The sequence below is a fragment of the Hymenobacter sp. HD11105 genome (genome assembly GCF_054051685.1).
Genome location: NZ_JBSWBR010000005.1, coordinates 1 through 18,480, shown reverse-complemented (window position 1 = coordinate 18,480; position 18,480 = coordinate 1). Strand labels below are relative to the sequence as shown.

The following is an 18,480-nucleotide window of genomic DNA, read 5'->3' as shown; positions in this document are numbered from 1 at the left end:
CACGGTCAAAAGCGCAAATTTGCCCCCAGACGGTGTTCTTTTGCCCTGCTCTACCGTATTAGGCTGCGTAACTTTCAACACTTCCCTTGCCGCTCCGCTACCTCCGTCATTTCGAACTGAACCTGCCAGCCTGGGATGCTTGCCTGGCCGCAGCCCCCGAAGCTTTGCCCTACGCGTGGGCTTGGTGGCTGGCGGCTACGGCCGGCCGTTGGGATGCCGTGGTGGAAATAAAAGAGGAAACGGGCGCTTACGTATCCGTATTTCCGCTGCCCACGAAAACGCGCCCGTGGGGCCGCGACGTGTACCAGCCGCCCTTTACCCAGCAACTTGGCCTCGTAACTACCGCCGCCAGTCGGCACCGCAACGTGCTCGATTATCTGGCGTTGTTGCCAGCAGCTCGGTTCGCTCATTTCTATTTGCAGCTAAGCACGCAAAATGAGCTGGTGGCGGCTCCTGCTACCTTCAAGTTGGTGCAGCGCCAAACTTACCGGCTAAGCTTGGCTCCCGCCTATTCGGCGTTGGCAGCAGCCTACACACCCGATTACCGGCGGCGCCTCAGCCGCAATCAACAGCAGGAAGCACCGCTTACGGTAAAGGAAACGGTGTCAGTGGAAGCTATTGCTCAGTTATTTAAAAGTGAAAAACAAGAAGCTGGACTGAAGGCACAAGATTATCAGCGCCTGTATAGGCTGGTGCAAGCGCTCCAAACGCATGGGCGCTTGCTGGTATTGGAGGTGCGCGCGCCCGACACTGGAGCGCTACTGGCCGGAGCGCTATTTGTGCGACACGCCAGCTTCGTCATTTATTTGTTCGCAGCGGCCTCTTCAGAAGGCAAAAAAGCTGGTGCTCCGCTGCTCCTGCTCGACCATGTCATTCAACGCCACGCGGGCTCGCCGGGCCTGATTCTCGATTTTGAGGGTAGCATGATTCCGTCTATTGCCCGATTTTTCGCCAACTTCGGCGCGGTGCCCGTGCCCTACGTGGCCCTCACTCAAACCCGCCAACCCTGGTATTTGCAATGGATGCGCTAACTCCTACTCCCGAGGCTACGCCCGACCTCTCTGACCGTGTGCGCATTGTGTGCGCCGAACCTTCCATAGCTAACCATTTCTTGGCCGAGCTGCGCGATGTGGATGTGCAGCGCGACAGTCTGCGCTTCCGCCGCAACCTTCAGCGCTTGGGTGAAATTATAGCTTACCGCATCAGCTCTTACTTGAGCTACACTGATAAAGCCGTGCAAACGCCCTTGGGCACGGCCAACAGCCAGCAACTCCGCGACTTTCCGGTGCTAGCCACGGTACTGCGGGCCGGTTTGCCGTTTCACCAAGGCTTCCTAAACTATTTTGACCAGTCGCCTAGTGCTTTTGCCGCCGCTTACCGTATCGAGGGTACCTCGCAGGTGCAGGTGCAGGTCGATTATCTGGCCGCGCCCAGCTTAGATGAGCGGGTGCTTATCCTAGCCGACCCGATGTTGGCGACCGGTAAGTCGTTGGTGCTCACGTATCGGGCTATGCTGCGTTTCGGCACGCCCCGGCAGGTGCATATTGCCGCCGTCATTGCCAGCCCTGAGGGCGTAGCCTACGTGACCCGCGAAATACCCGAAGCCACGCTATGGGTAGCCGCCGTCGACGAGGGCCTAAATGAGCAAGCCTACATTATGCCCGGCCTCGGCGATGCAGGCGACTTGTCGTACGGTAGCAAGCTGTAAGGTTGAGCTCCTTTTATGTATAAGAGCCGCGTCGTGTTGGCGCTGAGGTAATGCGGCTTATAAACTACTGACGACGTATAAGGAACCAAAGGTGGTACGGGCTTCGTGTTACCTTTGCAACTGCACCGTCAGCTGTTATTTTTCTTCAAGCTGCAACTACATATCTCCGTGCTACCTGAACTAGCCAAAGAACTGGCCCAATACGCGTCTGTTTACCTGCTGAGCTCGCTTAAGTTTTTCGCGGGTCCGGTGGCGGGTACGGCTGCTGGTCTGCCTTTCTGCTGGACCTGGGGGCTTACTGTGGCCGGTATGATGACTAGCGTCCTGATTGTGTCGGGCGTGGGGCGGGTGTGGGCTCTACACCTGCGCGAACGGCGCCAGCGACGCGGCAAACCCTTATTTAGCAAGCGTAGCCGGCGTATCGTGAGTATCTTCCGCCGTTTCGGGATGCCCGGCATCGCCTTCCTGACGCCTATTTTATTTAGTCCTATCGGCGGTACTGTCATTGCCACGCAACTGCACGTGCCCCGGTCACGCATTCTGCTCCATATGCTCTGGAGTGCTACCCTGTGGGGAGTGGCCTTCACAATATTATCGGTCAAGTTCAGTCATTTACCGATATTCCAACACTAAGCACTGGCATTGGGTCTAGTACGTAGAAATGCCCCCCAGAACTCAGGTTCTGGGGGGCATTTCTACGTACTAGACCGGATCCTAAAATACCTGAATATGGGTATTGTCAGGGCCTAGATTGTGGTGTTGCTTTGGTAGAAGTCTAAGTGGAAAAATTTGTGTAAATTAAAGTTGCGCGTACGTTCTGCTTCGCTTGCTTCGGCCGGGTCCAATCCTTCGCTCCTCGGCTCTCCGTTTAACACGCACTGCTATGAAAGCCCCGTTTGTCACCCCACAAGGCCGCCCAGCGGCTATATATCAGCGGTCCTCCACTGGGCCTGTACTGGTTTTTTTGCATACTAATGCTCTGGGTGTCAGAGTGTACTTACCGCTGTGTGAAGAGACAGTGCGAGCGGGCTATCGTCTGCTTGCGGTGAGCGAATAAGGCAGCCGATACGCGGCGCTTTCCTACTTACGACGACTATTGCGGGCCTTTGCCACGGCTTTCTTCGCTGGCGATGATGACCGACCCTTCGACGGGTTGGCTTTGCGGCCCTTTACGCTCCGGTTAGGACCCTCCACATAAGGCAAACCCGTGCGCTTGTCAATGTCCTTCTGCAAAGGAATTTTCTTTTCGTGGAAAGCTCCTTTGAAGTTAGGATCGAGGCGGCGGCGACGATCATCAATCTCCCGGTCCATATCCTGTTGCTCATCGAAGGCAGTGGCGGCCACCGTCACGTCCGGAGGTAGGGGCAACTCTGGAATCGTCTGGTTGATTAGCTCCGCAATACGGCCCATGTGGTGCATTTCAGCGGCATTGGCGAACGTAATAGCCGCCCCGGTGTGCTGGGCACGCCCCGTGCGCCCGATGCGGTGCACATAGTCGTCGTATACCAGCGGCACGTCGAAGTTGATAACGTGGCTTACCTGCGGCACATCTATGCCGCGGGCCGCTACATCGGTAGCAACCAAAAAGCGCAGCTCACCGTTGCGGAAGGCTTCCATCGCATTGATGCGCACGTTTTGGCCTTTGTTGCCATGAATGGCGCGTACCTCGCCTGTGATTTTGCGTCCCAAGAAGTGCGCTACATTGTCGGCGTGCTCCTTAGTGCGGCAAAAAATCATCACGCGGTTAAAGGTCTCCTCATCGCGCACCAGATAGCCGAGCAGGTTGATCTTGGTGAGCAAATTGGGCACCTGATACATCGACTGACTCACGTTCTGAGCGGAGGTGGCCGCCGGCGTAACCTCCACGCGCACCGGGAACTCCAAAAACTCTTCACTCAGCGTCGCCACCTTATCCGGCATCGTAGCCGAAAACAGTACGTTCTGCCGCTTGGTCGGTATGATTTCCAAAATGCGTCGGATTTGGGGCATAAAGCCCATATCCATCATTTTATCAGCCTCATCGAGCACCAGCGTCTTCAATTCCTTGAGCACCAAATCACCTTTCAAGTAGAGCTCCAGCAAGCGTCCCGGCGTGGCAATCAGAATGTCAACGCCTTTGGCTAGCGTCTCAATTTGGGTTTTGGGCCCCAAACCGCCGTAGATAGCATAGATGCGCAGGTCTGTGTGAGTGGCTAAGCGCTGCAAGTGCGTTTCGAGTTGGATAGCCAACTCGCGGGTGGGCGCCAGCACCAAAGCCCGTGGGTGAATGCCCTGGGCATATTTCACCTTCATAAGCAGCGGCAAGCCGAAGGCCGCGGTTTTGCCGGTACCCGTTTGGGCAATACCTAGCACGTCGTGGCCAGCAAGTAGAATTGGAATGGTTTGCTGCTGAACGGGCGTAGGCTCGGTGAAGCCGGCTTCGGTCACGGCCGTAAGCAGCTGTTTATTCAGCTTAAAATCGGCGAAAGTAAGGGGCGAAGACGGGGCGTCGGACATGGTAAAAAGCTATTGCGAAAGACAAAGGTACGCCACTTGTGCTGCACCAAGGCAGCTACCTAGCCTACGTTGGGGGGCAAATAGCAGTTCACATAGACTCAGGTGGATAGCTACTGCCAGCCAGAGGCTTTTTACGAGTTACGTATTTCCTTAAAAAAATTTAGCTCGGATTTTTTGAATAACCCCACCAGACCGCTACTTTTGTCCCTCCATTACCCATCTGGTAGGCATAGCTCAGCTGGTTAGAGCATCGGATTGTGATTCCGAAGGCCGTGGGTTCGAGCCCCATTGCTTACCCTTAAAAAAGTCCCCGGAAGTTTTTCCGGGGACTTTTTTGTTGCTTGCACCGTTGTCTGGCTTTCCACCATCTGCTTGAATCACTTTTATTCCCTTTTCTTATGAGTCTGGTTGTTATCGGTTCCGTAGCGTTCGACGCGCTGGAAACTCCTTTTGGCAAAACTGACAAGATTATAGGTGGCGCTGCTACCTATATCAGTTTGTCGGCCTCTTACTCGGTAAAGCCCGTGAAGCTGGTGGCCGTAGTGGGCGACGATTTTCCGCAGTCGGATATATTGCTACTGCAGGAGCATGGCGCTGATACCGAAGGTTTACAGATTAAGGAAGGGGAGAAGTCGTTTTTCTGGTCGGGCAAGTACTCCCGCGACCTGAACTCGCGCGAAACCCTTCAGACCGAGCTCAACGTGCTGGCTGATTTCGACCCCATCATTCCCGATTCCTATCAGGATTGCAAGTACCTGATGTTGGGCAACCTAACGCCCCAAATTCAGCGCCTCGTAATTCAGCGCCTCGTGAATCGGCCCAAGCTGATTGTGCTCGACACGATGAACTTCTGGATGGATGTAGCGCTGGAAGAGTTGATTTCAACCATTGAAATGGTTGATGTATTGAGCATCAACGACGAGGAAGCTCGTCAGCTTTCCGGTGAGTATTCGTTGGTAAAAGCCGCTCGGAAAATTTTGGCTCTTGGGCCTAAGTATTTGATTATTAAGAAGGGCGAGCACGGTGCCTTATTGTTTTGCAAGAATAAGGTGTTCTTCGCGCCAGCGCTGCCCCTGGAGGAAGTTTTCGACCCAACCGGCGCCGGCGACACGTTTGCGGGTGGCTTTATCGGCTACCTGGCCGCTACCGACGACATTAGCTTCGATAACATGAAGCGCGCCGTCATTCACGGTTCTGCTATGGCCTCTTTCTGCGTGGAAAAGTTTGGCACTGAGCGTCTTATCAATCTGACAAAAGAAGAGATTGAAGCCCGTGAGCGTCAATTTGCTGAGCTAGTAAACGTGGACCCTATCAGCATAGAAGCATAGTGCTTCAGAGCTAAAAAAGCCCCCCAGTCGATAAGGCTGGGGGGCTTTTTTATGACTAAGTATAGGGAAGCTCAGGCAACAAAACTCAAGCGTAGCGGGTAAAAGAGATAAAGAGAATTTTCTCTTGTCTTTATTTTAAGCTCTAGTATCATGGCAGAAAATAAGAAGCCCTCGAAAAGGAAGAGCCCTGCGCCTAACGCGCCCCAGCATAATCCCAACCCCGTAGCGCCTGATATGCACCCTACTTCCAACAGTGGCGGTACACAGGTGCAGAATGTAAGCCAGAACCATATTACAGAGTCGGGTAATGAAACCAGAGGAAACTCCCCAGGTGGCAACCTCAATGAGATATTGTCGCAGCGTACCAACAAGCCGCGCAGCAGCCCTAATCCTTCCCAGCAAAAGGCGAAGTAAGCACCAACTCGATTTGTGCTAAAAGCTCCTCAGTAATAGTGCTGGGGGGCTTTTTTATGTTTATACGCCCCTCTTTTAGGGCAACTTAATTTCCGGATTTTGGTAAAAAGGGAGAAAGAATCTTCTCATCCTTAGCTCTACTCAAATGGCAGAAAATAAGAAGCCTTCTAAGCGGAAGTCTGTGGCGCCAAACTCGCCGCAGAACGACCCTGCCCCGACCCCCGCGAATATGGATGGAGGCTCCAGGAGCGGCGGTACCAAAGTGCAGAACGTCAATCAAAACATCATTACACAGTCAGGTAACGACATTAAGGGCAATACGCCTGGGGGTAATATCAACGAAATCCTATCGGCCCGCAGGAACAAGCCCCGGAGCAGCCCCAATCCGCCTCAGCAAAAGCTGAAGTAAGTGACACTCTCCTTACAAAAAGCCCCCCAACAGCAACGTTGGGGGGCTTTTTTATGGTTGTGGTGGCTGAGGAAGCAGCAGGCGAGCATACCGTATTTCGGGGGTGCTATCAGGATGGAATTGCCGGACGATCAGGGTTTTATTGTCAAGCCACCGAACTTCCTCCGGACCCCAAGTATTGACAACGCGGCTCCAGCGCAGCAGCGGGATGCCGCCTTCCAACGACCAAACCTGTAGCCCATTAGGGGAATAATGCGCTTCCATATCGGAGTTGACTGTTGCTAGGTGAGTTCCGTCGGGAGCTAGCACGGGTGGGCCCAAAAGACGGGTGCGCCGACCGGTTTGCCGATTGATCAGCAGTACAAAGCCCGATTCCCACCGCGTAACATCAACTACCCAAAAATTGCTGCCCACCAGCGGCCCCCGAAAGCGGTAGATCACGTGGGTGGTTTCGTCAGGATCAGTCACGTTGTTCGTGAGCGTGAGCACGCGGCCATTGGTGAGAGTCAGTAGAAGCTGGTCGGCTTGGCGCCGGGCGCGGCCTTTTGTCTGAGCTATATATTTCTGCTCGCTAGTATCGGTGTCAACGCCTTTAAGACGCGCAAAATCAGCTTCGCGCGCTGGTATTAGCTGAACTATGCTACCATTACGCAGCCGAAGCGTATCGGCCTCCGACCGCAGAGGGCGACCAGCAGGCACGGGAGTGGCTGCGACAGGTGCTTCTGGCTCGGGCCGAGTAGCGGCCACGGCCGGCGCGGAGCGCTTAGTTTGAGTAGTACCCTGTGAGGCGTCGGTATCACAACTGACCAGACAAATGCCTCCCAGCGTTATTAATAGCGGTAGCATATTCATAGAAGCACAGATTTTAAAAGTCTTGCTTAAGCCACTGGCGGAAGCTGGCTTGCTGCTCTGGCGTGGCATCGGAACGTTTTTCAATGGTAATCTTGGGCCAAAAGCGCCGCTCTGGATCGGCCTCCAACGGCACGGTAAGCAAGCGGCTTTGGCGAAATACACTTACCTCGTAGCGCGGCGCGCCATCACTGAGCAGCACTTGCAGGTTCATCTCAACCCGTCGCCCATTTACGGCCACAATCTCATCATCAACGGTGAGGGCCGCGGCGGCAGGGGAGTGGGGCAGAATGCTGGTTACTTGCGTGCGCTCATTCTTCACAACCGTCCGGAAGCCGAATAATCCCTCGGCCGCCGATACGTTTTCTTCTTGCAGCAACGTGCAGCCCACAAAGTGCAGGGCTTTAGTCAACGGCTCTTCCAGCGGGGCAGTGCCGTAGATAAAGCTGTTGAAATACTGACGCATAGAGCGCCCGGCTACTTCTTCTACTATTCGGATGTAGTCGTCTTCGGTATAGCCTACACCCGGCTGCCCAAACTCTAGCCAGAGGCGGCGCATCACATCATCGAGACTACGCTGGTGTTTGGAAAGCTGGCGCAATGCCAAGTCGAGCAGCAAAGCCACCAAAGCGCCCTTGTGATATACGGACACTTTACGGTCGGGCACGCCAGGCTTGTAGCCATCGAGCCAGAGGTCCACCGACGCATCGGCTAAGGATAGGTTGAAGCGGCCATCATCTTCATAATGCTTGCGCAGCACCGTATTCAGTTCCTGGAAATACTGGTCCGCCGTACGTACGCCGCTGCGGGCCAGCAGGTATTCGCCATAATAAGTGGTAATACCCTCAGCGATGTAGCAGGTACGGAAGTACTGCTCATGCGTGTAGTCGTAAGGCAATAGCTCGGTAGGCCGAATGCTTTTAATGTTCCAAGTATGAAACAACTCATGGCTGCTTACCCCCAGAAACTCCTTATATAAGCCTTCGGTCATCAGCAGCGGCGCGGGTCCCAGTGTGATAACGGTGGAGTTGGTGTGCTCCACGCCGTGGTAGTGGGGATAGGGCAGAATCTGATTAAGAAAATGGTAGTCCGCCACCGGAAAGCCCCCAAACAAGCTTAGCTGCTCCTCCGTGAAAGCGGTAAAATCTTTAAGTAGGCGGGGCCAATCGGGCGTGCATTCGCCTTGCACCCAAATATGAAAGGGAATATCCTGCGCCTGATACTCATGGTGTTGAAGCGTAGGGCTGGCAATGAGCGGGCATTCCACCAGATGGTCGAAGCTGTCGGCCTGAAGCATGTGGGGGGCTTTTTGCGGTAGTCCGCAGGCAATCTGCCAATTCTCGGGGAGCTCTAGGGTCAGCTCGCAGGGCTCATGCTGATGACCTTCGGCATACATGAAGCACTGCACCCCATTCATGTATAGCTGGCTTTCATCGAGCCAGGAGCCGCCGGCATCCATTTGGTGGGCGTAGAAGTTGTAGCGCACCCGCACGGTCCGGCCAGCCGCACTCGCCACCTGCCACCGGTCTTTGGTGATCTTCTGAAAAAACAGCGCCTCGCCCGAATCTGCATCGTCTACCAGCACCCGCTGAATTTTTTGCGCAAAGTTCTGCAACTCATAGCGGCCCGGTCGCCACGCCGGCAGCTGCAACTCCAGGGGCTGCGTCGCATCGGCGGGTACAATTAGCGTTAGCTGAATCTGAAGATAAAAAGTAAGCGGGTTCTCAAAGGCGACGTGGTAATGAATCATAAACGGGCGGTATGCTGCAGGAATAGAATGTACGGCTGTGCTTTAAGAACAGATTAAAAGGCAACCCTCAAATGTATTCGGCTCCACTTCCGACGCAAGCTCAAGTGCTCACCATAAAGCCTTATTCTTGCTTAAAATGAATAAAGCTTAACCTACTTTATCTTGAGGTTTGGCATTTTCGATTGAAGCCCGTACCTTTGCCGGCCATCCCCGAATAGCATTCCAAGACGATGAAAAGAACATTTCAACCCTCGCAGCGCAAGCGCCGCAACAAGCACGGATTCCGCTCACGCATGGAAACCGCCAACGGCCGCCGTGTGCTGGCCTCACGCCGCGCCAAAGGCCGCAAGCGCCTGACGGTATCCGACGAGGGTCGTCATAAGCGCTAAACCGCTGACGGCTCCCGCCGATTCGCCCCAGCCACTCAGTTCTATGACGCCGGGCGCGCGCTCCTACGCATTTCCGAAAGAAGAACACTTGTGCCGCAAGAAGCTCATCGACGAGCTTTTCGGCCGGGGTTCTTCTTTTGGTTTATACCCCTTGCGGCTGGTATGGCTGCCCGCCGCTGCGCCTACTACTGATCCGCCCCAAGTGCTGGTGAGCGTGTCGAAGCGCTCTTTTAAGCGCGCCGTGGACCGCAACCGCCTCAAGCGTTTGATGCGTGAGGCGTATCGGTTAAATAAATACCGCTTGCTGGAAGCACCTGGGGGGCATTCTGTTGCGCTGCTGGCAATTATCTACTCAGGCAAGGAAAAAAAGCCTTTCGCGCTGGTCGAAAAAAAATTAATTTCAGGGCTGGAGCGTTTGCTGACTGATGCAACTCCTACCGTTGAGGTAGTGCCTGTGTCGTAGGTTGTTTTCCACGCTTTCAGCCTCATTATGCGCAAAAAATATTTGGCCGGCCTGGTTTTAGGCGGGGCCGCGTTGCTCGCCTCTTTTCGTAGTGCCTCCGACAATGAGCGCTATTTCGAGATTGCCAAAAACCTCGACATTTTCGCCACTCTCTTCAAGGAGGTGAATACCTATTACGTGGACGAGATTACGCCCGCGAAAATGGTGAAAACGGGCATCGACGCTATGCTCAAGTCCTTGGACCCGTACACCAACTACATCCCCGAGGACGACATTGAGGATTTCCGCACTATGACTACTGGCCAATACGGCGGCATTGGCGCAGTAGTAGTGAAGCGAGGTGGCAAAACCGTGGTGCAGGCTGCTTATGAGGGCTACCCGGCGCAAAAAGCTGGTTTGCTGCCCGGTGATGAGATTATCACCATCAACGGCATCAACGTAGCGGCGAAGAATAACTCCGACATCAGTAAGCTGTTGAAAGGCCAGGCCAATTCTGTAGCGAAGCTGCTCGTGACGCGCTACGGGCAGGATGTGCCAGTAGAAATCAACATTACCCGCGACAAGATCCAGGTAGAAAATGTGCCTTACTATGGCATGTTGACTCCTGAAATCGGCTACTTCCAGCTCGCCGGCTTCACCATCGACGCTGGTAAAGAAGCGCGCCTAGCCGTGATGAAGCTCAAAGAGCAGGGCGCGAAAAAGATAGTATTCGACATTCGCGACAACCCTGGCGGACTGTTGAACGAGGCCGTGAACGTATCGAACCTGTTTGTAAACAAGGGGCTCGATATCGTCAGCACGAAGGGAAAGGTGACGGACTGGAACAAGACGTACAAGGCCCTCGACTCACCCCTCGATACACAAATGCCTGTCGTGGTACTCACGAGCAGCCGCTCAGCTTCGGCCTCGGAAATCGTGTCGGGTGTGCTGCAAGACTATGACCGCGCGGTTTTGGTTGGGAAACGTACGTTTGGTAAGGGACTAGTGCAGGCTACGCGGCCTTTGTCCTATAATTCTCAGCTCAAAGTAACGACGGCCAAATACTACATTCCCAGTGGTCGTTGCATTCAAGAAATTGACTACGCGCACCGCGCCGAAGATGGCACGCTAGGTAAAGTGCCTGATTCTCTGCGTACCGCGTTCAAAACTACCAGCGGCCGCGTTGTATACGATGGCGGCGGGGTGGCGCCTGATGTAGAAGTAAAGGAGCGGACTATTGCGGACATTACTCGCGTGCTGCTTCAGAAAAACTACCTGTTTGACTATGCCACTCGCTACCGCGCCGCGCACGCTACCATTCCGCCGGCCCGCGAGTTTCACCTCTCAGAGCCTGAGTACCAAAAGTTCATTCAGTTCTTGGATGGCAAAGATTTGAGCTATTCCACGGATATGGAAAAAAGCCTCACGCAACTAAGTGCTAAGGCTAAAGAGGAAAAACACTACGACGACGTAAAAGCCGAGATAGAAGCAATTCGTCGGAAAGTATCGACCAACAAAAGCAACGACTTAACCCGCTTTAAGCCCGAGATTCGGGAACTACTAGAGCAGGAAATCGTATCGCGTTACTACTTCCAGAAAGGCCAGATTGAAGCCAGCTTCGACGACGACCCGGATATCTTGATGGCCTTAAACGTGCTGAATGACGCGCCACGTTATGCAGCTTTGTTGAAGCCAGGCACACCGGAAGCTAAGAATAGGCCCGAGGTGAAGAAATCTGGTGGTAAGTAGCCGCAGCTTATCTCTAAGAAAAAAGCAGACTCATTGTGGGTCTGCTTTTTTCTTGGCTTATGGCGAAGGGCAAGTTTATAGCGTCACTTGGTCATAGGCCTTCTGCTGGTTGTACCTTTGCGCAAATAGCCTACGCTTATGCTCATTCTTTCCCTCGAAACGTCATCTCCCATTTGCTCAGTAGCCCTGCACCGGGCCGGCGTGTTAGTTGGTCAAACTGAGTTGCGGCTTGAAAAATCGCACTCCTCGCACATAAGCGTATTGATTGACCAGGTGCTGGAAAACACCGGTCACACGTTGCGTGATATAGCAGCAGTAGCACTGTCGGATGGGCCGGGCTCGTACACGGGCTTGCGTATTGGGGGCGCGGCGGCGAAAGGATTGTGCTTTGCGCTCGATATTCCACTGCTGGCGGTCAGTACGTTGCAGGCGCTGGCCTGGCAAGTGGCTGCATATACCGCCTCTCCCGAAACGCATCTATATTGCCCGATGCTGGATGCGCGGCGAATGGAAGTCTATACGGCCCTTTATACCCACGATGGACAGGAAATTTTGCCCCCCACGGCGATGGTGCTTACCCCAGAGGCAATGAGCGAACAATTGGGGGGGCAACGCGTGTTATTCTTTGGTAATGGAGCTGCTAAGTTTGAATCTGTATTGGCTGATCACTCTCATGCTGGATTCCTGACGGGCATCGAGCCGTCGGCGGTGGCGGTAGGAGCTTTGGCTTGGGGGGCTTTTCAGCGACAGGAGTTTCGAGACGTCGCGTACTACGAGCCATTTTACTTGAAAGACGTGTACACTACAACTCCCAAGACACCACAAACTAGCTGATATTCAGCCAGTCAATTCACGCACAAAAACGTATTAAATCTACTCTTAAGGAATTCTGTTGAGGAGTAGCTGAGAGTAATTATAGCACCAATTCCGAATTTCTTTGGTCTAAATAGTATCATGGAAGAAATAATCAACCGCGTGGCGCAAAGCGCCCTTACTACCCTCAACCTGGAGTTGCTGCTGCACCCCGGCGAGCGAGTGGTGTATGATATCAAAGACAACCTGTTTCAAGGGCTTATTCTGCGCGAAAAGGACTTTCGCGAGTTTGTAAAGACCCACGATTGGAGCCAGTACGACGGCAAAAACGTCGCTATCATCTGCTCTGTCGATGCTATTGTACCCACCTGGGCTTATATGCTGCTAGCAACTAAGCTGCAAGGCCACGCGCATCGCTATGTGTTTGGCAACCTAGAAGCGCTGGAGCAGGAGTTGTTTCACGAAGCTATTGCCGCCATTGATGCCGAAGAGTACCGCGACGCGAAAGTGGTGGTAAAAGGCTGCGGAAACGTGCCTGTACCAACCTACGCCTATGTAGCCATCATGCAAAAGCTCCTGCCCGTGGCGGCTAGCATGATGTACGGCGAGCCCTGCAGCACAGTGCCTCTATATAAGCGTCCGAAAGCCTAAGCGTTGCCCCATCTATCTTAACAGTGGGGTTGGGCTGCATAATCGTGGCTAACCCTGAACTTGTACAGTCTTGCTAAAGGACGCTTTACTGATAAGCGTCCTTTGTGCTTCATTGCTGACCTCTATCCACCTGCATGACCAAAGCCGCCGCGCCCTCCTATAAGATTGGTCTCACGACTGGAGTCGCCCTTGTAGTGGCTAATATGATAGGCACTGGCGTTTTCACCACTCTGGGCTTTCAGGTGCTGGATATCCAAAGCGGCTTTGTTATCCTGATGCTCTGGGTGGTGGGGGGCTTTATTGCGTTGTGCGGCGCGCTATGTTACGGCGAGTTAGCCGCAGCCATGCCCCGCTCCGGGGGTGAATACCACTATCTCTCCCAAATTTATCATCCAGCCGTTGGTTTTTTATCCGGTTGGGTATCGGCTACCGTGGGGTTTGCTGCTCCCACAGCACTGGGCGCAATGGCCTTAGGCAGCTACGCCACCAGCGTGTGGCCAGGCCTGAATCCGTTGTGGCTATCGGTAGCAGTAGTGCTAGCTCTGACGACGGTTCATGCCAGCAGCCGACGAGCAGGCAGTCGGTTGCAAGTCGTGGTTACGGCAGTGAAAGTGGTGGTGCTCATAGCCTTTATTGGGGCCGGCTGGGCGCTAGCCGAGCCACAAACCACCCGGTTTGCCCCCCAGGCCGCCGATTGGGCCCAACTCTTTAGCCCTGCTTTTGCCGTGTCGCTTATTTATGTTTCCTACGCCTATTCAGGCTGGAATGCGGCGGTTTATTTGGCAGGAGAGGTAGACGCGCCTCAGCGAAATCTGCCGCGCATTTTGCTGATAGGCACGGCCATCGTGCTGGTACTGTACGTCGGACTCAACTTTATCTTTCTTTACTCTACGCCCATTTCGCGATTAGCTGGGCAGGTGGAAGTAGGCTACGTAGCCGCCGATCAGCTTTTTGGTCCCTTAGCTGGGCGACTCATGGGGGGCATTATTGCGAGCCTGCTCGTTTCTACTGTGAGTTCTATGGTTTTTGCCGGTCCACGGATTATTCAGGTAATGGGTGAGGACTTACCAGGGTTGCGCGGCCTAGCTCAGGTAAGTAAAGAAGGTATTCCGGTGCGGGCTATGCTTTTCCAGACCGCCCTCACGCTACTATTCATTTTCACGGCCACCTTCAAAGCAGTCTTGCTTTACGCGGGCTTTGTGCTCAGCTTATTTACTTTCCTAACCGTATTAGGTCTATTTGTATTGCGCCGGAAGCACCCGGAGTTAGCGCGTCCCTACCGTGCTTGGGGTTATCCTCTCACGCCTCTGTTGTTTTTGGGCCTGAGTGGCTGGACCCTCCTGTTTATTTTGCGTGACAACCCCACCGAATCATTATATGGGCTAGCTACGCTGCTGGTAGGGTTGGTGGTGTATTATGGGGGGCAAAAAATGGGATTACGTGCAACGTAACTATATTGGAGTTCAAACTATTATAGGTATAACCTTCCTAACAAAGATATTTCTTGCCAGATAGCATCACATCTCAGCCTACACGCTGGAAACAAACAGCTTACCAAATCATTTTTGAGGCAGATACGCGCGCTGGCCAAGCCTTCGACGTAGCCTTACTGTGGGCTATTCTGCTGAGTGTATTGGTCGTGATGCTGGAAAGCGTGAGCAGTATAAGGCAGGAGTATGGCGTGTATTTGCGGGCTGTTGAATGGTTCTTTACGGTGCTGTTTACGCTTGAGTACATTGCTCGACTCATAGTTGTGCGCCGGCCGCTGAATTACATGTTCAGCTTTCTGGGAGTTATAGATTTCTTAGCCATTATTCCCACGTTTGTAAGCCTCGTTCTGGTGGGAAGCCAATACTTATTGGTTGTTCGCATCATTCGGCTCCTGCGCATTTTTCGCATTCTCAAACTCAGTCGTTTCATAAGTGAAGCTGCCGTTATCTCAGGGGCCTTAAAAGCTAGTCGGCACAAAATCCTGGTGTTCTTGACCTCGGTGCTGACCTTGGTAGTGGTAACGGGAACGCTGATGTATGTGATTGAAGGCGGAAAAAACGGCTTTACGAGTATTCCCAAGAGTATTTACTGGGCAATCGTTACCCTCACCACTGTGGGCTACGGGGACATTTCGCCCACTACAGTGCTTGGCCAAACGCTAGCTTCGCTAATTATGGTGCTGGGATACGCCATTATTGCTGTGCCAACGGGTATTGTAACAGCTGAACTAGCGCGCCCTCACCTGAGTGCCCACAAACAAGTGATTTGTCACGTTTGTCAAGCCACCGATCATCAGAGTGACGCCAAGTTTTGTCGTAACTGTGGCGAGAGGCTTTAAGCAGTAAGCAAATTTCTGGGCAGCTTCGGCCACTTTAATCCGCGCAGTATCGGCTGTCTGTTGCAAATTTGCCCCCCAGCGTCGGGTTACACCATTCAGCATCCCGACTTGAAGCCTCCTCTTTATATGTCCTTTTGTCTTCGTCGATCTGTTCTAGCAATTGGTTTAGCCCTCTTAGCTGCCTGCGCCGATCCAAAATCTTCCAACTCGGAAGTATCTCTGCCCCATACTGTGACCACCAACCCTGACCACGATACGGCAACGGCTACAGCGGCCCCGGTGCGGAAAGAGAAATTGACCCCCGACACAGCTTATGTGCATGATGTAGCAGCTTTTTTGGCCGGAATGCCTCCTAGTCAGCAGAGCCAGCTTCACGCGCTGGCTAGTCAGCCTGATTGGCAATCCTTTGCTGCTGATGCTGATAAAAGCTGGACTAATTACCACCAAACCCGCACAGCCATCATTCAGCGCTGGGCCGCTTCCGAATTGGATTCGGTGCGCCGGAATAGCCCTACGGTATTTTACCCTTTCAGTGGTCCCGATTTTCTGAATGCCTTTACCATGTTTCCCGCCAGCCAAACCTACGTGCTCGTAGGTTTAGAGCCCGTGGGCTCGGTGCCGCAGCGTTCTACCCTCGATATGCCCGAGCTGTACCCGGCCGTGAAAGCTTCTCTGTGGTCGGTATTGAGTTTTAGCTTCTTCCGCACCAACGATATGGCCGTTGACCTGAAATCGGTAGAACTAGATGGCGCTTTGCCGCTGATTATGTTGTTTGCCGCTCGTACCGATAATCAAATTATCTCTATCCGCCACGTGCAGCTTGGTTCGGATGCGCAGCTAGTTCCGGCTGATACTACCGTGCAGGCCAAGCCAAATCTGAAGATCGTGCCGGGAGCGGAGATTGTGCTGAGAACGAAAGATGGGCAGGAAAAAAAGGTGTACTACTTCTCCGCCGACCTGAACGACTGGCAGCTAAACGCATCGAAGGGCGCTATTCTGCGGTACGTAGAAAACTTAGGCCCCCTAACTACCTATGTGAAAGCCGCCACGTATCTAATGCACAAGCCATATTTTAGCAAAGTGCGCAATCTTATCTTGGAGCATAGTCCTTACATCTTGCAAGATGACTCGGGTATTGCGATGAAATACTTCCGCCCCACTGATTGGCAGCTAACCTACTATGGTGTCTACCGTCGCCCTATTAATCTGTTTGCCAGCCATTATCAGCCGGAGCTTACCGCTTCTTACAGCGATTCTTTGCAACGCCCGCGTCCGCTGCCCTTTGGCACTGGCTATAACTGGCGGCAAAAAGACTCCAACCTGTTGTTAGCTCAGCGGCGCAAAGCATCTGCTCTATAGCGCCATCATACAACCAAGCTATTTGATAACGCAAGCTCTGGCAGTCTACTCCTATTATATATAGGAGTAGGAGAGGGGGAATAGCGCACTCTATATAATATAGGTATGCACTTCAGTCAACTTCTTATGGGGGAGGCCATCGTTGGCATGGCTTTAATAAGTGCGCTCTGCTTTACTAAGCAACCTCCATCCAGCTATTTTGCCCCCCAGCCTCACACTGACGCGCAAAAGAACTTCGTATTAGATAGCTTACTGCATAGCGATCCACAGTTAGCTGCCATCGCCGATCGGCAAGAGGAATATGAACTGCAAATTATCTACACGCAGATCGACCGCGATGCTCAAAACCAACCACGCTTCACCCAACATAGCTTTGGTTCTGATGCTCGCCGCTATTTCAATCCGGCTAGCCTGGTAAAGCTGCCTGTTGCCGCTTTAGCACTGGAAAAGCTGCATGCCATAAACAAACCCAGCCTTACGCTAGATAGTCCCATGGCCACGGGCACGGCTTTTCGTTGCCAAACCAGTGTACCCTACATTCCCACTACCGACCCCGACCGTATTCCCTCGGTTGGTAATTACATTAAGCGGATGCTGCTCGTCAGCGACAACAACTCCTATAATAGACTGTATGAGTTCTTGGGTCAGCGCCCTCTCAATGAAAGGATTCAAACGCTGGGCTATACTACCCGCATCGTCCGCCGTTTTGCCCCCTGCGATACTATTGCCAATCGGCATACCAATCCTATCACCTTTTATAGCACTGGGGGACAAATTATTCATCAACAAGCAGCTACAGTCAATGAACGTCCATTTGGATATCCTCTAGGTCGTATTTACAAAGGGCAGGCGCATTTTGCTAGTGGCCGCTTGGTACGCAAGCCTTATAATTTTACTACGGCTAACTACATGCCTTTGCAGGATATAACAGACATGCTCAAGGCTATTCTATTTCCAGCCGCCGTACCTGTCAGCCAGCGCTTTGCGCTCACCCCCAATGATTACGCCTTCCTCCGGCGCTCGTTAAGTAGTTCTCCCCATAGCTCGGGCTTTAAGCCATACAGCAGCGCCGCTTATTTCGATGCTTATAAAAAGTATCTCTATTACGGCCGCCATACTTCAGTCTCCTTAGAGTCAGGGCTCGCGATGTATAATGTAGTGGGTATGTCTCACGGCTACTTAGCTGATGTGGCTTACTTCACTGATCACACTCACAACACAGAGTTTATGATCAGCGCTGTACTCTATGTAAACCGAGACGGTATTCTTAATGATGGCTCCTACGAGTACACGAGCATTGGCCTACCATTCTTAGCTAAGCTAGGCCAGGTAATCCGCCAATATGAGAGCCGAAGGCTTTAATGAAACTCTAATTTGTGCAGAGAGCGAAAGCTCTAGCATAAAATCTAAATTTTTTCGGCTAACTGTGAACTCATAAACCACCATAATTGGTTGTGCCTCAGTCTACGACTATAGACACGGTTTCGGGCGACTAACCCCAGTAAAAAAAATATTGTGCGTATCGCGTTTGGAAACTCCATTTGCTTGCTGCACTTTTGCACTCCCAATCTGAAACGCGGGTGGGAAACGAAAGCTTGATTAACTCTTTCAAACCTCTACTTGTAGTAGTCTTTTCTCAAAAGGCGAGACAATCAGAAGCAGAAAAAATATTTCAATCTTGCTTGTTTCTTGTGATTCCCTTTTCGTATCTTTGCACTCCCAAATCGAAAGGGCTTGGGAATAGGAAATGAGAAAATTAAAATTTCTCTAAGGCTTGACAAGAGACAAAAAGGG

18 protein-coding genes and 1 tRNA gene are annotated in these 18,480 nt (G+C 52.7%); 16 read left to right on the top strand and 3 right to left on the bottom strand.

Translation table 11 applies throughout. The features are described 5' to 3' along the window. Positions 1-86 precede the first annotated feature (86 nt). The 3 genes from ACW9KT_RS15795 (at position 87) to ACW9KT_RS15785 (ending at position 2,341) form a co-directional block, all read left to right on the top strand. Positions 87-1,031, top strand: a complete 945-nt coding sequence (locus ACW9KT_RS15795) for a GNAT family N-acetyltransferase (protein ID WP_457082089.1) — start codon at positions 87-89, stop codon at positions 1,029-1,031. Continuing rightward, on the top strand, positions 1,019-1,708 hold the full coding sequence (upp, locus tag ACW9KT_RS15790) for a uracil phosphoribosyltransferase (RefSeq protein ID WP_457082087.1): 690 nt from the start codon (positions 1,019-1,021) through the stop codon (positions 1,706-1,708). The genes ACW9KT_RS15795 and upp overlap by 13 nt, the downstream gene beginning before the upstream one ends. Before the next feature lie 114 nt (positions 1,709-1,822). After that, entirely contained in the window at positions 1,823-2,341 is a 519-nt protein-coding gene (locus ACW9KT_RS15785; RefSeq protein ID WP_457082085.1) for a hypothetical protein, read from the top strand. A gap of 447 nt (positions 2,342-2,788) precedes the next feature. Here the strand turns inward: ACW9KT_RS15785 and ACW9KT_RS15780 are convergent, their stop codons facing one another. Beyond that, positions 2,789-4,204 (bottom strand): DEAD/DEAH box helicase, encoded by a 1,416-nt coding sequence (locus tag ACW9KT_RS15780; RefSeq protein ID WP_457082083.1) that lies wholly within the window; start codon positions 4,202-4,204, stop codon positions 2,789-2,791. 223 nt (positions 4,205-4,427) lie between these two features. Between ACW9KT_RS15780 and ACW9KT_RS15775 the strand changes: the two genes are divergently transcribed. From ACW9KT_RS15775 to ACW9KT_RS15760, 4 genes are all read left to right on the top strand, one after another. Beyond that, positions 4,428-4,501: transfer RNA gene (locus ACW9KT_RS15775), tRNA-His, on the top strand. A gap of 101 nt (positions 4,502-4,602) precedes the next feature. Continuing rightward, positions 4,603-5,532, top strand: a complete 930-nt coding sequence (locus ACW9KT_RS15770; protein ID WP_457082082.1) for a PfkB family carbohydrate kinase — start codon at positions 4,603-4,605, stop codon at positions 5,530-5,532. 234 nt (positions 5,533-5,766) lie between these two features. Beyond that, on the top strand, positions 5,767-5,946 hold the full coding sequence (locus ACW9KT_RS15765) for a hypothetical protein (RefSeq protein WP_457082080.1): 180 nt from the start codon (positions 5,767-5,769) through the stop codon (positions 5,944-5,946). Positions 5,947-6,091: 145 nt separating this feature from the next. Then, the gene (locus ACW9KT_RS15760) at positions 6,092-6,355 is read left to right on the top strand and encodes a hypothetical protein (protein WP_457082078.1); all 264 of its coding nucleotides are present in this window, start codon (positions 6,092-6,094) and stop codon (positions 6,353-6,355) included. 51 nt (positions 6,356-6,406) lie between these two features. Here the strand turns inward: ACW9KT_RS15760 and ACW9KT_RS15755 are convergent, their stop codons facing one another. Together ACW9KT_RS15755 and ACW9KT_RS15750 are read right to left on the bottom strand one after the other, a co-directional pair. Further along, positions 6,407-7,207, bottom strand: a complete 801-nt coding sequence (locus tag ACW9KT_RS15755; RefSeq protein ID WP_457082076.1) for a hypothetical protein — start codon at positions 7,205-7,207, stop codon at positions 6,407-6,409. Positions 7,208-7,220: 13 nt separating this feature from the next. Then, positions 7,221-8,954: a M61 family metallopeptidase gene (locus ACW9KT_RS15750; RefSeq protein ID WP_457082074.1), complete on the bottom strand. Its 1,734-nt coding sequence runs from the start codon at positions 8,952-8,954 to the stop codon at positions 7,221-7,223. Positions 8,955-9,184: 230 nt separating this feature from the next. Between ACW9KT_RS15750 and rpmH the strand changes: the two genes are divergently transcribed. From rpmH to ACW9KT_RS15705, 9 genes are all read left to right on the top strand, one after another. Then, positions 9,185-9,343, top strand: coding sequence for a 50S ribosomal protein L34 (gene rpmH, locus ACW9KT_RS15745; protein WP_084444044.1), 159 nt, complete (start codon positions 9,185-9,187; stop codon positions 9,341-9,343). A gap of 43 nt (positions 9,344-9,386) precedes the next feature. Further along, positions 9,387-9,806 (top strand): ribonuclease P protein component, encoded by a 420-nt coding sequence (rnpA, locus tag ACW9KT_RS15740; RefSeq protein ID WP_457082072.1) that lies wholly within the window; start codon positions 9,387-9,389, stop codon positions 9,804-9,806. A 27-nt stretch (positions 9,807-9,833) separates the two neighbouring features. Next, positions 9,834-11,534: a S41 family peptidase gene (locus ACW9KT_RS15735; RefSeq protein ID WP_457082070.1), complete on the top strand. Its 1,701-nt coding sequence runs from the start codon at positions 9,834-9,836 to the stop codon at positions 11,532-11,534. Between the two features lie 138 nt (positions 11,535-11,672). Then, entirely contained in the window at positions 11,673-12,368 is a 696-nt protein-coding gene (gene tsaB, locus ACW9KT_RS15730) for a tRNA (adenosine(37)-N6)-threonylcarbamoyltransferase complex dimerization subunit type 1 TsaB (protein WP_457082068.1), read from the top strand. Positions 12,369-12,488: 120 nt separating this feature from the next. Then, positions 12,489-12,998, top strand: coding sequence for a DUF2480 family protein (locus ACW9KT_RS15725; protein ID WP_457082066.1), 510 nt, complete (start codon positions 12,489-12,491; stop codon positions 12,996-12,998). 134 nt (positions 12,999-13,132) lie between these two features. Further along, positions 13,133-14,449 (top strand): APC family permease, encoded by a 1,317-nt coding sequence (locus ACW9KT_RS15720; protein ID WP_457082064.1) that lies wholly within the window; start codon positions 13,133-13,135, stop codon positions 14,447-14,449. 53 nt (positions 14,450-14,502) lie between these two features. After that, positions 14,503-15,327: an ion transporter gene (locus ACW9KT_RS15715; protein ID WP_457082062.1), complete on the top strand. Its 825-nt coding sequence runs from the start codon at positions 14,503-14,505 to the stop codon at positions 15,325-15,327. Between the two features lie 231 nt (positions 15,328-15,558). Further along, the gene (locus ACW9KT_RS15710; RefSeq protein ID WP_457082060.1) at positions 15,559-16,686 is read left to right on the top strand and encodes a hypothetical protein; all 1,128 of its coding nucleotides are present in this window, start codon (positions 15,559-15,561) and stop codon (positions 16,684-16,686) included. Between the two features lie 126 nt (positions 16,687-16,812). After that, complete coding sequence (locus ACW9KT_RS15705) at positions 16,813-18,048, top strand: serine hydrolase (RefSeq protein ID WP_457082058.1); 1,236 nt, start codon at positions 16,813-16,815, stop codon at positions 18,046-18,048. Positions 18,049-18,480 lie beyond the last annotated feature (432 nt).

Excerpts from the sequence above, each read along its gene's own strand:
- upp (WP_457082087.1), top strand. The coding sequence starts at position 1,019 with ATGGATGCGCTAACTCCTACTCCCGAGGCTACGCCCGACCTCTCTGAC.
- ACW9KT_RS15780 (WP_457082083.1), bottom strand. The coding sequence starts at position 4,204 with ATGTCCGACGCCCCGTCTTCGCCCCTTACTTTCGCCGATTTTAAGCTG.
- ACW9KT_RS15770 (WP_457082082.1), top strand. The coding sequence starts at position 4,603 with ATGAGTCTGGTTGTTATCGGTTCCGTAGCGTTCGACGCGCTGGAAACT.
- ACW9KT_RS15765 (WP_457082080.1), top strand. The coding sequence starts at position 5,767 with ATGCACCCTACTTCCAACAGTGGCGGTACACAGGTGCAGAATGTAAGC.
- ACW9KT_RS15760 (WP_457082078.1), top strand. The coding sequence starts at position 6,092 with ATGGCAGAAAATAAGAAGCCTTCTAAGCGGAAGTCTGTGGCGCCAAAC.
- ACW9KT_RS15755 (WP_457082076.1), bottom strand. The coding sequence starts at position 7,207 with ATGAATATGCTACCGCTATTAATAACGCTGGGAGGCATTTGTCTGGTC.
- ACW9KT_RS15750 (WP_457082074.1), bottom strand. The coding sequence starts at position 8,954 with ATGATTCATTACCACGTCGCCTTTGAGAACCCGCTTACTTTTTATCTT.
- rpmH (WP_084444044.1), top strand. The coding sequence starts at position 9,185 with ATGAAAAGAACATTTCAACCCTCGCAGCGCAAGCGCCGCAACAAGCAC.
- rnpA (WP_457082072.1), top strand. The coding sequence starts at position 9,387 with ATGACGCCGGGCGCGCGCTCCTACGCATTTCCGAAAGAAGAACACTTG.
- ACW9KT_RS15735 (WP_457082070.1), top strand. The coding sequence starts at position 9,834 with ATGCGCAAAAAATATTTGGCCGGCCTGGTTTTAGGCGGGGCCGCGTTG.
- tsaB (WP_457082068.1), top strand. The coding sequence starts at position 11,673 with ATGCTCATTCTTTCCCTCGAAACGTCATCTCCCATTTGCTCAGTAGCC.
- ACW9KT_RS15725 (WP_457082066.1), top strand. The coding sequence starts at position 12,489 with ATGGAAGAAATAATCAACCGCGTGGCGCAAAGCGCCCTTACTACCCTC.
- ACW9KT_RS15720 (WP_457082064.1), top strand. The coding sequence starts at position 13,133 with ATGACCAAAGCCGCCGCGCCCTCCTATAAGATTGGTCTCACGACTGGA.
- ACW9KT_RS15705 (WP_457082058.1), top strand. The coding sequence starts at position 16,813 with ATGGGGGAGGCCATCGTTGGCATGGCTTTAATAAGTGCGCTCTGCTTT.